General features: G+C 73.8%; 10 protein-coding genes. 2 read left to right on the forward strand and 8 right to left on the reverse strand.

What is annotated here, in order from left to right:
* Positions 1 to 196: 196 nt before the first annotated feature.
* A complete protein-coding gene (locus tag AB0761_RS15010) occupies positions 197 to 982 on the reverse strand; it encodes a GntR family transcriptional regulator (protein ID WP_377269499.1) in 786 nt (261 codons plus the stop codon).
* 109 nt (positions 983 to 1,091) lie between these two features.
* On the opposite strand from AB0761_RS15010, the gene AB0761_RS15015 reads away from it, so the two are divergent.
* Complete coding sequence (locus AB0761_RS15015; protein WP_377269500.1) at positions 1,092 to 1,568, forward strand: ATP-binding protein; 477 nt, start codon at positions 1,092 to 1,094, stop codon at positions 1,566 to 1,568.
* A 98-nt stretch (positions 1,569 to 1,666) separates the two neighbouring features.
* Here the strand turns inward: AB0761_RS15015 and nudC are convergent, their stop codons facing one another.
* From nudC to AB0761_RS15040, 5 genes are all read right to left on the reverse strand, one after another.
* The gene (gene nudC / locus AB0761_RS15020) at positions 1,667 to 2,659 is read right to left on the reverse strand and encodes an NAD(+) diphosphatase (RefSeq protein WP_377269501.1); all 993 of its coding nucleotides are present in this window, start codon (positions 2,657 to 2,659) and stop codon (positions 1,667 to 1,669) included.
* Between the two features lie 8 nt (positions 2,660 to 2,667).
* Positions 2,668 to 4,086, reverse strand: a complete 1,419-nt coding sequence (locus AB0761_RS15025) for a dipeptidase (protein WP_377269502.1) — start codon at positions 4,084 to 4,086, stop codon at positions 2,668 to 2,670.
* A 121-nt stretch (positions 4,087 to 4,207) separates the two neighbouring features.
* Positions 4,208 to 7,027, reverse strand: coding sequence for an FtsX-like permease family protein (locus AB0761_RS15030; protein WP_377269503.1), 2,820 nt, complete (start codon positions 7,025 to 7,027; stop codon positions 4,208 to 4,210).
* A complete protein-coding gene (locus tag AB0761_RS15035) occupies positions 7,024 to 7,791 on the reverse strand; it encodes an ABC transporter ATP-binding protein (RefSeq protein ID WP_377269504.1) in 768 nt (255 codons plus the stop codon). The genes AB0761_RS15030 and AB0761_RS15035 overlap by 4 nt, the downstream gene beginning before the upstream one ends.
* Before the next feature lie 43 nt (positions 7,792 to 7,834).
* On the reverse strand, positions 7,835 to 8,482 hold the full coding sequence (locus tag AB0761_RS15040; RefSeq protein ID WP_377269505.1) for a PadR family transcriptional regulator: 648 nt from the start codon (positions 8,480 to 8,482) through the stop codon (positions 7,835 to 7,837).
* 96 nt (positions 8,483 to 8,578) lie between these two features.
* Between AB0761_RS15040 and AB0761_RS15045 the strand changes: the two genes are divergently transcribed.
* The gene (locus AB0761_RS15045; protein WP_377269506.1) at positions 8,579 to 9,739 is read left to right on the forward strand and encodes an endonuclease/exonuclease/phosphatase family protein; all 1,161 of its coding nucleotides are present in this window, start codon (positions 8,579 to 8,581) and stop codon (positions 9,737 to 9,739) included.
* A gap of 109 nt (positions 9,740 to 9,848) precedes the next feature.
* On the opposite strand, the gene AB0761_RS15050 is transcribed toward AB0761_RS15045, so the two are convergent.
* Complete coding sequence (locus tag AB0761_RS15050; protein WP_377274112.1) at positions 9,849 to 11,009, reverse strand: PP2C family protein-serine/threonine phosphatase; 1,161 nt, start codon at positions 11,007 to 11,009, stop codon at positions 9,849 to 9,851.
* 179 nt (positions 11,010 to 11,188) lie between these two features.
* Positions 11,189 to 14,419, reverse strand: coding sequence for a UvrD-helicase domain-containing protein (locus tag AB0761_RS15055; protein WP_377269507.1), 3,231 nt, complete (start codon positions 14,417 to 14,419; stop codon positions 11,189 to 11,191).
* Between the last annotated feature and the right edge of the window lie 36 nt (positions 14,420 to 14,455).

The raw sequence follows: 14,455 nt of genomic DNA on the forward strand, positions 1-14,455 counted from the left end.
CGTCCTTGCCGGTCTCCTCGTCCGCGCCCCCGTCCGCGCCCCCCTCCGCACCGCCCCGGCCGACCCCGCCGTCGCCGTCCGCACCCCTGCCGTCGCCGTCCGCACCCCTGCCGACCACGCGGCCACCCCGGCCACCCCGGCCACCCCGGCCGCCGCTGCCCGCGGCAGGCCCCGGGCGGGGAGCTCCCCGCGGCGGCTACCGGACGACGGGGGTCCCGAGGCCGTAGCGCAGCCGGCTGCGGTCCGCGGAGTAGCGGGTCTCGATCACCCGTACCGGACCGCGGGTGTCATAGGTCGCCCGGGTCTGCACCATCAGCGGGACGCCCGGCCCCGCTTGGAACCACTGCGCCTCCTCCGGACCGGGCATCCGGGCGCTCAGATGGTCCACCGCACCGACCTCGACCCGGCCGATGTCGCCGAGCACCGCCTCGTCGCCGCCGTCGACCGGGTCGGGCTCCATCAGCGGGGTACCCGCGGCGAGCCCGGCCGCGAAGTGGCTCTCCTCGATGGACCAGGGCTCGCCGTCCAGCAGCCGCAGCATCCGGCGGACCACCACGGCCTCACCGGGCCGCAGCCCGAGCCGGTCGGCGATGTCGGTGCGGGCCCTTACGATCAGCATCTCGAAGTCCGCCGTCAGCTTTCGGCCGGCCGCCTGCGCCTCCTCCGTGTACACCTCGGAGGGCCGCGCCAGGCTGTCCCCGGGCCAGGGTTCCGACGGGGAGCGGTATGCGTGGTGGTCCAGGACCGAGCGGTCCTTGAGGAATGTGCCCTTGCCCTGCACGCGGATCAGCAGGCCCTCGTTGACCAGGACGTCGACCGCCAGGCGCACGGTGTTCCTGGCGACGCCGTACTGCATCTCGAGCTCGGCCTCGACCGGCAGCGCCGCTTCGCCCTGCCACTCGCCGGCCGCGATCCGGCGCCGCAGGTCCGCTGCGAGCCGCTGGTACTTGGGCGCCTGCCCAGGCCCTCGGGAGATGTTCACGCGAGGAATGTAGCGATTTCGACCGTACTGCCGGTCGATCGTCGGCCAGCGATCGTCAAGGTTGCCGACCCAGGAATGATTCCCATCACTTGCACTCGGGGGTGGAACCATGCCCGCATCTATCGACGCCCATGGATCAGGACGGCAGCGGACCGGCCGCCGCCCGGACGGGGGCGAACCGGGAGCGTGGGCCAGCACGGCCTCCTTCCCGCCCAGGCCGGGCAATGTCGCCCGCAGCAGGCTGCTGACCAGGACCGCACTGGCGGCCTGGGGGGCCGGGAGCCCCGGCGACGGCCGGCTGGCCGACAGCGCCGAGATCGTGGTCTCCGAGCTGGTCACCAATGCGGTGCGGCACGGCAGCGGTGCGGTCTCGCTGGCCCTGGTGCTCACCGCGGAGGCCCTGCAGATCTCGGTCTCGGACGGCGGGGCGGCACTGCCCGCTCCCGGGCAGGCCCGCGCCGACGAGCAGGGCGGGCGGGGCCTGCAGATCGTGGCCGCCCTCTGCGAGAGCTGGCAGGTGACCACCCGGCTCAGGGGCAAGACCGTCATCTGCAGGCTCGCCCGCGACCGGCCCGCACACCCCTGACCGAGCCCCCTCACCGCAGCGCCTGGTGCACCCGATCGGGTGCACCAGGCGCTGGAAGTGTCAGACGAGCGCGCGACGGCCCGGCGCAAGCCGGGGCATTACCAGCGCACCGCCGCCGGGATGGGCTCCCCGTACCAGCGCTCGATCAGATGGCGCGCGATGGAGATCCCCGACGGCGGCAGCATCTCCCCGGACTCCCAGCCGGCCCGCAGTTCCTCCCGGCTGACCCAGCGGGCCTCGGAGAGCTCCTCACCGTCGACCGTGATGCTGGTGCCGTCGGGGTGCGCCCGCGCCATGAACCCCAGCATGAGGCTGGACGGGAACGGCCACGGCTGGCTGCCGACGTACTCCACCTCGGCGACCCGCACGCCCGCCTCCTCGGCCACCTCGCGCACCACCGCCTGCTCCAGCGACTCACCGGGCTCCACAAAACCGGCCAGCGTCGACCAGCGGCCCTCGGGCCACAGCGTCTGGCGGCCCAGCAGGCAGCGGTCCTGCTCATCGGTGACCAGCATGATCACCGCCGGGTCGGTGCGCGGGTAGTGCTCCGCGGCACACGAGGTGCAGCGGCGGACATGGCCCGCCCCCGCCTTGCGCGTGGGATGCCCGCAGCGCGAGCAGAAGGAGTGCAGCCGGTGCCAGTTCTCCAGGGCCACCGCATGCACCAGCAGCCCGGCGTCGCGGTCGGAGAGCATGCCTCCCACCTCACGCAGCCCTGCGGGGCGGGCGTCTCCGTCCAGGCGGCCCGGCAGGGTCTCACCAGCGAGGGCGAAGTACGACACCCCGTCCTCGTCACTGCCCAGGAAGTAGCGGTCCCCTTCGTCGGGCGCCTCAAAGGACGGCACCAGGACCAGCTCGGTGCCCTTCTCGGTGTCCACCACAAAGGCCTCGCCGCCCGCCACGGGCAGCACCCGGGTGGTCGGGTGGCTCCAGGCGGCCGCCAGCCAGGGCTCGTCGAAGCGATGGTGTGCGGCCCGGTCCACACCTGCCCGGGAGAGTGCGAGGGGTGCTGTCGGTGGTGCTGCATCCTGCGAGGTCACTGCCGTCCCGTCCCGTCCGGTCCGCTCGTCGTACTGACTATGGTCCGACACCGCGGTGCTCATCGGTCCCGCGCCCCGGCGGGCCAGTTCTCCGCCAGGTCCCCCCAGAGGTAGGCGGAGGTCTCCACGCCCTTGAGCAGCAGGTCGAGCTCCACCTTCTCGTTCACCGAGTGCCAGCCGTCGGACGGCACCGAGATACCGAGGAAGAGCACCGGGACGCCCAGCACATCCTGCAGGTCGGCCGCGGGTCCTGAACCGCCCTCCCGGGTGTAGCGGATCTCCTGGCCGAACGCCCGGCCCATCGACCGCACCACCGACTGCAGCGCCGGGTGGTCCAGCGGGGTCAGGCAGGGCCGGGTGGCGCCGGGGAAGACGATCTCATGGCGGATGCCCTCGGGCAGCCGGTCCGCGACCCACTGGCGGACGGCCTCCCGGACCTTGTCCACGTCCTGCCCGGCGACCAGCCGGAAGGAGAGCTTCAGATGCGCCGAGGACGGCACGATGGTCTTGCCGCCCGGTCCGGTGTACCCGCCCCAGATGCCGTTGACCTCGGCCGTCGGGCGGGCCCAGATCCGCTCCAGGGTGGTGTAGCCGGCCTCGCCCAGCGTGCCCTGCGAACGGGCGACGCCCAGCCACTCCTTCTCGTCGAAGGGCAGCTCGGCGAAGAGCTCCCGCTCCCGGTCGGTCAGCTCCGCAACCCCGTCGTAGAAGCCGGGGACGGCCACCCGCCGGTCGTCGTCGTGCAGCGCGGCGGCCAGCCGGGCGGCCTCGGTGGCCGGGTTGGGCACCGCGCCGCCGAAGGAGCCGGAGTGGATGTCCTGGGCCGGCCCGAAGAGGTCGATCTGGCAGTCGGCCAGTCCGCGCATCCCGGTGCAGACGGTCGGGGTGTCGGCGGCCCACATCCCGGTGTCGGAGACGATCACCGCGTCACAGGCCAGCCGCTCCGCGTGGCGGCGCACCAGGTCGGCGAAGTGCGGCGAACCGGACTCCTCCTCGCCCTCGACCAGCAGCTTGAGGTTCACCGCGGGCGCGGTGCGGCCGGTCGCGGCGAGATGCGCGCGCACACCCAGCGTGTGGAAGAAGACCTGTCCCTTGTCGTCGGCGGCTCCCCGGCCGTACATCCGTCCGTCCACGACCACCGGCTCGAAGGGCTCGGTGTCCCAGCCGTCCTCGAGGTCGGCGGGCTGCACATCATGGTGGCCGTAGACCAGTACGGTCGGCGCCTCCGGATCCCCGGACGGCCACTCCGCGTACACCGCCGGCAGCCCCTCGCCGGCCGTCTCCCACACCTCGGCGACCGGGAAGCCGGTCTCCCGCAGCTTTCCCGCCAGCCACTCGGCGGAGCGGCGCACCTCGCCGGCCCGGCCCGGGTCGGCCGAGACGGACGGGATGCGCAGCCAGGCAGCCAGATCGTCGAGGAAGGCGTCACGGTGCTGGTCGATGTAGGTGCGGACGGCGCTGTCCGGGGTTCTCGTCATAGAGACGACTTTAGTTCGCCGACCCGGTCGGGCGCGGCTTCGGGCGCCGCCCGCGGACCGGCCCCGGGCGTGTGATGCATCACGCCCGGGGCCGGTCCTGAGCTCCGGTGACGGTGCCGGCTCAGTCCGCCCTGCGTACCAGGGCGATCCGGGACCGGGAGAGCAGGGCCGCCAGTGCCACCGCGATCAGCGGCAGCACCACCACGGTGAGCGCCATCTGCGTCCAGGGGAAGACGATCGACACCGTGTTGTCGACCCCTGCCGCCGCCTGTTCCACCTTGCGCAGCGCCACCGCCGGCACCACTCCGCACAGTGCTCCCAGCACCGCGCCCATGGCGGCGATCACCCCGCACTGGAAGCCGGAGAGGGTCCGCCGGATCCTCGGGGCGGCACCGACCGCGGCGAGGGTGGCGAGGTCCTGCTGGGAGTCGGCCGCCGCCAGCCCGGTGGCGATGCCCGCGGCGCCCAGTGCGACCAGCGCGGCGAAAATCGTCAGTCCCATGGTGGTCAGCGTGCCGCGGCCCTGGAAGCCGCGCTCGACCGAGATGGAGCCATCCGGGGTGATCTTGGCCACCGCCGCATTGGCGCGCTGCTCGTCCGCGCTGGAAGGTGCGGTGGGCGGCTGCCACACCGAACCGTTGGGCGCGACGGTCAGTCCGGCCCGCTGGGCGGCGGCCGTCGGCAGCAGCGCCTGGGAGGTGAGGGTGGTGGGTGTACGCACCACCGCAGGCAGCTGCACCTGGTGCGACTTCGGCTTGGCCGCGCTGTCCTCGGCGCCGGACTCGTCGGTCCAGGGTTCGGTCAGCTCCAGGGTGATCTTGCCGTCCTTGACATACCGGGGGTCAAAGACCACCGCCGTGCCTGCGGCCAGTGCCTGCTGCGCCGCCGGGTCATGGACGCCGAACAGCACACCCAGCACCGAGGAGTCCCCCGCGACCAGCGTGCCGAACCGCGACCCGTACGAGGGGTCGTCCTGCGGCCTGCATCGCGGGTCCTCGCGCTTCAGCCGTGCTCCCTCGGCCTTGGAGACGACACCCGGACCGTGCAGCGGACAGACCCGCTCCGGCGGCATCACCAGGGAGACGTCGCCGCAGCTGTCGTCCTCGTAGCAGTCCCCGTGATAGCTGAGCCGGTTGACATCGGCGCGCTGCCCCAAACCGGAGATGCTGCTCTCCACCGCGGCCCGGGCCTGCCGCAGGGCCGCGCCGCCGTCGTCCCGCACCGGAATCTGGTCCAGCGCCACCGAACCGGCGGGCGCCATGGCCCGGTACTCGCGGCGCTGGTCGGCGGTGGAGCTGGTGGTGTAGAGGCCCACCGCGACCGAGCCGGCCACGGCTGCCATCACCGCGGCCACCGCGGGTGCGGTGCGCCCCCGGTGCCGTACCGAGTCGCGCAGCGCCAGCCGGGGGGAGAGCGGAAGCCAGCGGCCGAGCTTTCCGAAGAGGCCCACCAGGAACGGGGTGCAGGTGACCATGCCCAGTTCGGCCAGCATGGATCCGCCGAGCACCGAGACCGTCCCCTGGCCGGCGGCGGCCCCCAGCACGGCCAGCGCCGCACCGGCCGCCACGGCCACCAGTCCCAGCACGGCGAGCCGCTTGGACGGAGGCTTGACGCTGCCGCGGCCGGTCAGCGCCGCGACCACATCCTGGCGGGACGCCTGGACGGCCGGGACGATCGCCGCCAGCACCCCGGTGACCAGGCCGATCACGGCCACACCCAGCAGGTCCAGCGGATGCAGATCGAGATGGCCGAACCGCTCCCCGGCGTACTGCTCCAGCCAGGGCCGGCCCACCGCGACGGTCGCCGTGGCCAGCACGACGCCGACCACCGCACCGGCGATGCCCAGCACCACTCCGCCGCCGAGCACCACTCCGCGGATGTGCGACCGGTCACCGCCGCCGGCTGCCAGCAGACCGAGCTGGCGCCGGGAGCGCCGGGCGCCGACCGCGAAGGCGGGGCCGGCCAGCAGTACGATCTCCAGCAGGGCCATACCGGCGACCGTGCCGAGGACGGTCCAGGTGACGGGGTCGCCCATGGAGCTCCCGGAGGAGTCCCGCGCCGTGCGGTAGTAGGGCACATCGGCGCGCGCCGGCGGATGGAGGATCACCTGGCGGGATGCCACCTGGAGGCCGAGGGCGTTGGCCTTCTGCACCTGCGACCAGGAGAAGCCGGCGCCCCCGGGCACCCGGATCAGCCAGCTGTCACTGCCCAGTGGGCCGCCCCAGCCGGCGCGGGCGTCCTTCTTCCCGGACGCCTCGGCGAGCGGGGCGATCAGTCCACCGGGGTGGGCGATCAGCTCGCTGCTGTCGAGGGAACCCGGGTACTCCACGGCGGCGGTGATGGTGAAGGGCCGGCTGAGGCCCTTGATGGTGGTGGTGTCCCCGATGTGCAGCCCGGATTCCTTGAGGAACTCCCCGGTGGCGGCGATCTCCTGAGCCTTCGCGGGAGCCCTGCCGTCCAGCAGGTTCACAACGCCGTGCCAGACCGGGTCGGTCAGGTCCATCTCGGCGGTCTCGATCCTGACCAGGCCATGGGCGGTGCTCGCAGCGACGCTGGGTCCGCTGATCACCGGCACCATGGTGCTGCCGGCCGGCAGCACCTGGCGGAGCAGCGCGACGGGATCGCCTGCGGCCAGCCGCTGCTCCTCCGCGGTCGGCTTGCGCTCGCGCCGGTCGGCGAGGTCGACGCCCGCGTCCGGGTTGGGGGCCTGGACGATCGCCCGGCCCTGCTGCCAGATGGAGATCTGCGCGTCGGCGGTACCCATCCGGCGGGCGATCTTCTCCCCCGGGTCCAGGCTGCCGCTCTGGTACACGATGTCGGCGCCGGCCACACCGAGCACCGGCAGCGCGATCATGGCCATCACCAGGGCGCTGCGGCCCTTGGCGCGTACGGCGTCACGGCGGGCGATGCGCAGCGCGACCCGCCAGGCGGAGAGCTTCACCGGTCCACCGGTCCCGCGCCGTCCCGGGCAGTACCGGCGAGCAGGCTCTCGGCGGGCGCGGCACCGGCCTCGTCGACCACGCTGCCGTCTCGCAGGAAGACCACCCGGTCCGCCCATGCGGCATGGCGGGCCTCATGGGTCACCATCATTCCGGCGGCACCCGCGTCGCAGCGGGCCCGGAGCACGGCGAGCACCGCCTCACCGGTGGTGGAGTCCAGGGCGCCGGTGGGCTCGTCGGCCAGTACCAGGCGGCGGTCGCCGATCAGTGCCCGAGCGATCGCCACCCGCTGCTGCTGGCCGCCGGACATCTCGTCCGGGAAGCGGTCGGCCAGGTCGGCCAGGCCGAGCTCCTCCAGTGCGGCCAGCGCCTCCCGGCGGGCGGCGCGGGTGGAGAGGCCGTCCAGCTCCCGGGGGAGGGCGATGTTCTCGGCGGCGGTGAGCGCCGGTATCAGGTTGTAGTCCTGGAAGACATAGCCGACCGCTCGCCGGCGGACTGCTGCCAGGCGCTTGCGGGAGAGCTCTCCCAGGGACTGGTCCGCCACCAGCACCCGGCCCGAGGTCGGGGTGTCCAGGCCGCCGGCGAGGGTGAGCAGGGTGGACTTGCCGGAGCCGGAGGGGCCCATGACCGCCACCAGCTCGCCGGGGTGCACCGCGAGGTCCACTCCGCGCAGGGCGTGCACCTCCGCGGCGCCCCGGCCGTGCACCCGGGAGACGTTCTCCAGTCTGAGGACCGGAGCCGAGCCGGTCGTGATGTTCCCTGTCATGGTTCCCCCAGGGGGTTGGTTCGCAGGATCAGGTGTGGCGGTCTCAGGCCCGTCCGGACCTGGCCCCCCGCCGTCGGGTGATGCCTCCCGGCCGCTGCGGAGCGCCGGGCGCGTCCGGAGCGGCTGGGGCGGGACGATGCCGGGCGAGGCGGCTCTCGCAGTGGTCGAGCCACCGCACCTCGGCCTCGGTCTGGAAGATCAGCTGCTCCAGCACCAGCAGCCAGGCGAGGTCCGAGTCCGCGTCGGAGGGGCTGCCCTCCGACCGGTCGCCGGACTGCTCGGCGGCCAGGGCCCGGGCCTTGAGCCGGGTGTAGTCCTGGAGCGCGCGGACGCTGTGCCGCCGCTGGGCCTGGACGACCTCGCGGACGTCCACGCCGGGGACGGTGACCGCCATCGCGAGCTTTATCGCCAGCTCGTCGCGCGGCGGGTTGTCCCGGCGCACGGGAGTGCCGAACCAGGAACGCACTTCGGCGCGTCCTGTCTCGGTGATGGCGTAGAAGACATGGCCCTCGTCGTCCTCCCCGGAGGGCTCCACCAGCCCGTCGCGCTCCAGCCGGCCCAGGGTCGTGTAGACCTGGCCGACGTTCAGCGGCCAGGTGGCTCCGGTGCGCGCTTCGAACTCGCTGCGCAGCTGGTAGCCGTAGCGGGGGCCCTGGTCGAGGAGGGCGAGAAGCCCGTGGCGGATCGACATACCGAGTATGTATACCCGGTATGCATCGCCGACTCAACCTGCCACGGGCTCCGGCAACCGCCCAGGCGCCGGACGGCAGCGCGGTACGGTCACCGTGTGAGCCAGCTGCGCATCGCCACCTTCAACCTGCTGCACGGGCAACCACTCGCAGCGGACGGGGCCCTGCTGCCCTTCCCTCCGGAGCCCACGGACCCGACGGCGGCGGCCGCCCTGCTGGCCGAGGCCGTGGCCGCTCTGGATGCCGATGTTCTGGCCCTCCAGGAGGTCGACCGCTACCAGCCGCGCTCCGGCCTGGTCGACCAGGCCGCCGTCGCGGCCAGGGCGATGGGAGCGGCCGACTGGCGGTTCGCTGCCGCACTGCACGGCCGTCCCGCTCCGGTCTCCGGCTGGCTGCGCGACACCTCGGCGGCCGGCTTCCGGGTGTACGGGCCGGCCGAGGCCGACAGCGCCGCGGAGCCGCCCTCCTACGGCACCGCGCTGCTCACGCGGCTCCCGGTCCGGCACTGGCGGGCCCGGCGCTTTCCGCCCGCACCGTTCGGACTGCCGCTGCGGGTGGCCGGACGGCGGGGACTGACCCAGGTTCCGGACGAGCCGCGGGCGGCACTGGCCGCCGTACTGGAGGGCGACCGAGGGCCGTTCACGGCGGTCGCCACGCATCTCTCCTTCGTCCCGGGCTGGAACGTCGCCCAGCTGGCCGGCATCCGCCGCTGGATCGCCGACCTGCCCCGGCCCTATCTACTCCTGGGCGACTTCAACCTGGTGGGGGCCGTACCGCGCACCGTGCTGGGCGGCGCCGCAGTGGTGGACGGGGTCACCAGGGCCCCGCGGCGCGGGCGGCGGCGTACGGCGCAGGCGGCCGCACCCCTCCGCGAGACCGCCGCCGCACTCGGGCAGGGGCCGGCCCGACCGGTCGGACCCGGATCCGCGGACGGCCCGGCCGACGGCGACCTGGGGGCGACCCGGGTGCGCAGCTCACGGCGGCGGCTGCGGGACCTGCGGGAGGCCCGCCGCACCCGGCTGGACCGGGCCGGCCGCGACCGGCCGCGGATCCGCCGCAGTCCGCGGCGGCAGGCCCGGGAGGGGCTGCAGGGGTGGCGGGACCTGGCCCGTACGCCCACGTATCCCTCGCACCGGCCGACCGTCCAGTTCGACCATGTGCTGGCGGTGGGACTTCGGCCGGTGGCCGTCGGCGCCGCGCTCACCCCCCGGACGCCGATCTCCGACCACCGGCCCCTGCTGGTCCACGTCGACCTCTGACCCGCAGCGGCCCACATCGGCCTCTGACCCGCACCGACCCGCCCGGGCCCGCGAGCCCGCGAGCCCGCGCCGGACAGCGGACCGGAGGGTCCGGCCCTCCGCAGGGCCGTCAGTTGCGCTGCGGGATATGGCCGTTGGGGCGTGGCAGCTGTTCCGGCAGGGTCACCGGCTCGTACTGGAGCAGCAGCATCGCCGCGTCGTCACCGAGCTGGCGGCCGACATGCCGGACCACGTCCAGATGCAGCCGCTCCAGGACCTCCACCGGTCCGCCGGCCTGGGCGCAGCCCGGGAGGCGTTCCAGCAGGGGGTAGAAGCGGCCCGCGCTGTCACGGGCCTCGATCATGCCGTCGGTGTAGAGCAGTATCCGGTCACCGGGCCGGATCGCCATCCGCCGCACCGGGGGGCGCACGGCCTCCGGGGGCAGCACCCCGAGCGGCGGGACCGGGGTCACCGGCTCCAGCAGGCGGACCGGCTCTCCGTCGCGCAGCAGCACCGGCGCGGGGTGCCCGCAGTTGACCATCTCGGCGACGCCGTCCGGCCTGACCCCGATCAGGACCAGGGTGACGAACTCCTCGCCGAGCAGGTCATGGCCGTTCTCCCGCAGCGACCGGTCCAGGCTGTCGGCCAGCCAGGCGGCCACCCGGTCCAGCTCGTGCTCCTGGTGGGCGGCCTCACGGAAGGCACCCAGCACGGCTGCCGCGGTCTCCACCGCACCCAGCCCCTTGCCGCGCACGTCCCCGACGACGGCGCGCACCCCGTGCCGGGTGTTCACCACCTCGTAGAGATCGCCCCCGATCCGGGCATGCGCGGCCGCGGCGGCATAGTGCACCGCGGCGCGCACGGTGCCGACCCGCTCGGGAACGGAACGCAGCAGCACCCGCTGAGCGATCTCGGCGACCAGCCGGGCGTCGGCCAGCGCACGCTCCTGGCGCATCCGCAGCACGGCGCTCACCCAGCCGATCAGGGTGACCAGCACGATGGCGAGCACGCTGGCGGTGTGCACGGAGTCGGCGAGGACCCCGTTGTACGCGGCCATCAGGAAGGCGCAGAGCAGAGTGATGCCGCCGATCAGCAGCGGGTACCAGGTCCGCCGGCAGACCACGGCTGCCAGGGCGGGCGCGGAGGTCAGCGCGGGCTCGACGGTCACCTCGGTCTTGCTGAACCAGTCCAGGGCCATGATGAGCACCAGCGCGAGGAAGGGCAGCGCCAGGGCCGTTCGGGACCAGCCCCCGGCGAGCAGCTGCTTGAGGCGGCGGAGCCGCCCGGTCACGCTCAACGTCGGATTCTCCAGCGGGAAGCGCCCTTGTGGCGGTGACTGAGGGTTAAGGGCAGGGCTAGCAGGCGGCCGGGGAACGGGGGTGACCGGTTACCGACCCCACAATAGGCGCGAAAAGTGCAAGCCGCACAGGTATTTCCCAACTTTGTGACGGCTTGGGTGCTCTCCGTGACCTATTCATCACTGTTCCCGGTCAGGATGCGTTCCAATGCTGTTCGGTCGGGAAGATCTGACGGACATTCGACGCGTCCGCTGCGGACATACAGAAACGCTGCCGTGACCTGCTCCAGCGGCACCCCCTGCTGCTCCGCCCAGGCCAGCCGGTAGATGGCCAGCTGCAACGGATCCGCGGTCTCCCGCCGGTTGGTCTTCCAGTCCACCACCTCGAAGCGCGGGCCCTGCGGTGACTTTGCGTCGCCGCCCTCGGCCCGGTACACCGCATCGATCCGGCCGCGCACCACCCGTCCCCCCAGCACCAACTGGAAAGGTGCCTCCACCCGGTAGGGCGTGCGCTCGGCGTACGGAGTGCGCAGAAAGGCCTCCTTCAGCCGGGCCAGATCACGCTCGTCCTCGATCCCGTCGTCCTCCGCCCCGGGCAGGCCGTCCGCCTCGATCAGCATCAGCGGTTCGAAGCGCGCCTCCACCCAGGCGTGGAAGCGGGTGCCCCGCCGGGCCGCGGGCTGCGGTGGCCTCGGCATCGGCCGGGCCAGCTCCCGGGCGAAACCGTCCGGGTCGGCAGCCAGCCGCATCAGCTGCGAGGCGGAGAGCGACGCCGGCAGCGGAACCTCAGCCACAGCCCGCCGGGACCGCTCCAGCTCGCCGAGCAGCACACCGAGATCCCGGTCCCAGGACTCCACCACCCGGCGGTCCTCCGGGGTGCGCACGCCCGAGGGCTGCTGCGGCAGAAGTCCGTCCAACCGGGACCGGACCACACCGGCCGCCACCCGGCGGGCCTGCCGGGCCGCCGGGTCCAGCGGCAGCGGCCAGGGCAGCTCGGCGGCCATGGCGAGGGCGGGGTTCTCCGCACCCTCCTCCGGCGGGTCGGCCCACACCTCCACCTCGCCCGCCCCGCCCGGCCGCTCGCAGTGCTCACGCAGCTGCTCCAGGAAGTCCGAGGGACCGAGCGGACGCTTGCGGGAGGCACCCCACCAGTGGCCGGAGGCCAGCAGCAGACTCCGGGGCCGGGTGAACGCCACATAGCCGAGACGGAGCTCCTCCGTGGCCGTCTGCCCGCGCAGGTTCGTGGTGAAGTCCTTCAGGCCCTTGGCGTTCCACGGCGGCGCCGCCGGCAGGGTGTCCGCGTCACCCCGCAGGGCGTACGGCAGCACATGCCTGCGGCTGGTCCAGCGCTCACGTGGGCGGCTGCTCGGAAAGACGTCCCTGACCAGGCCGGGCACCGCCACCACATCCCACTCCAGCCCCTTGGACTTGTGGGCGGTGAGCACCTTCACCGTGTCCTCGCCGCCGGGCAGGGTGTTGTCCAGGCCCCGGTCGTACTCCTGCGCCGCCCGCAGAAAGGCCAGGAACGCGCCGACCGACGGATCGCCGTCCAGATCGGCGAAGGAGGCCGCGACATCCAGGAAGGCATGCAGGGTCTCCCGGCGGCGGGCGGCCAGCGCATGCGGGGAGGCGGCCAGCTCCACATCCAGACCGGTGGCGGCGAGCACCCGGTGCATGACATCCATCAGCGGGTCCGCCAGCGAGCGGCGGAGCTCCCGGATCTCCCTGGCCAGCCGGGCGAACCGCACCCGGGCCTCCGCGGAGAACGGCAGCTCGTCCTGGTCCGCCACGGTGCCGGGATGCAGAAAGGTCTCCAGGGCGTCGGCCAGCGAGACCACCTCGGTGGGGTCGGCCTCGGCGACCGCCTCCGCCAGCCGGTCGGCTCCCTCGCCGCGCTCCACCCGCACCAGATCGCGCGCACGGCGGCCCAGCAGCGCCAGATCGCGGGGGCCGATCCGCCAGCGCGGGCCGATCAGCAGCCTGACCAGGGCGGCGTTGGCCGTGGGATCCTGCAGCACCTCGCAGGTCGCCACCAGGTCGGCGACCTCGGGCAGATGCAGCAGCCCCGACAGGCCCACCACTTCCACCGGTATCTCACGAGCCACCAGCGCCGCATGGATGTCCGGGAACGCCGCCCCGCCGCGGCAGAGCACCGCGATCCGGCCCGGCGCGGTGCCGGTGCGCACCAGATGGGCGATGGAGTCGGCCAGCCAGTCCACCTCCTCCGCGTGGCTGGGCAGCAGCGCACAGCGGGCGAAGCCGTCCTGCTCCGCCCCGGGGGCGGGGCGCAGGGCCTCCACACCCTCGTGCATCTCCCGCAGCGGCGCGGCGAGCCGGTTGGCGAAGTCCAGCAGCCGGCCACCACTGCGGCGGTTCTCACTCAGCGAGTAGCGCGCCGCAGGGCCGCCGTCCGGCCGGGGGAAGTGCTCCGGGAACTCGTCCAGGTTGGCCACCGAAGCGCCGCGCCAGCCGTAGATGGCCTGGCAGGGGTCCCCCACCGCGGTGACGGGGTGGCCGCCGCCGTACTCGGGGCCGCGGCCGAAGAGGCCCGCCAGCAGCAGCCGCTGGGCCACCGAGGTGTCCTGGTACTCGTCCAGCAGCACCACCCGGAACTGGTCCCGCAGCAGCCGCCCCACCTCGGGCCGGGTCTGCGCGAGCGTCGCGGCGGCGGCGATCTGGTCACCGAAGTCCATCAGCCCCGCGCTGCTCTTGCGGCGCCGGTACTCCTCGACCAGCCCCAGCAGCTCGCCTCGGCCCCGGGCGGCCTCGGGCACCCGCCGCAGTTCCTCATTGGTCAGCTTCACCGTGGCCAGCTCGTCCAGCAGCGCGGAGTCGTACGCCCGCAGCCGCTCGGGGTCCACCAGGTGCTCCGCCAGCTCCCCGTCGAGCGCCAGCAGCTCGGCGACCACGGTGGAGACGGTGCCGGTGAGCGCCGTGTACGGGCCCCGGGCGGACTGCAGCACCCGCGCGGCCAGCTGAAAACGGGTGGCGTCGGCAAGCAGCCGGACATCGGGCTCTATGCCGATCCGCAGACCGTGCTCGGTGAGCAGCCGCCCGGCGAAGGCGTGGTACGTGGAGATCTCCGGCTCGCCCAGGACGTCCCCGTCCTCGCCCGGCTCAGCACCGGACACCCCGGCCCTGGCCAGCGCGGTGCGCACCCGCTCCGCCAGCTCGCCGGCGGCCTTGTTGGTGAAGGTGAGGCCCAGCACCTGCTCGGGCCGGACCAGGCCCCGCCCCACCAGCCAGACCACCCGCGCCGCCATCACCGTGGTCTTGCCCGACCCTGCCCCGGCGACCACCACGGCCGGTGCCATGGGCGCGGTGATCGCCGCCAGCTGCTGGGCGGTGAAGGGGATGCCCAGCAGCTCCTTGAGCTGCTCGGGGCTGGTGATGGCGGCGGACACCCGAGCAACGGTAACCGGAGCCTCGGACAGTCGGGC

It is taken from the genome of Peterkaempfera podocarpi, from assembly GCF_042466665.1.
GTDB lineage: Bacteria > Actinomycetota > Actinomycetes > Streptomycetales > Streptomycetaceae > Peterkaempfera > Peterkaempfera podocarpi.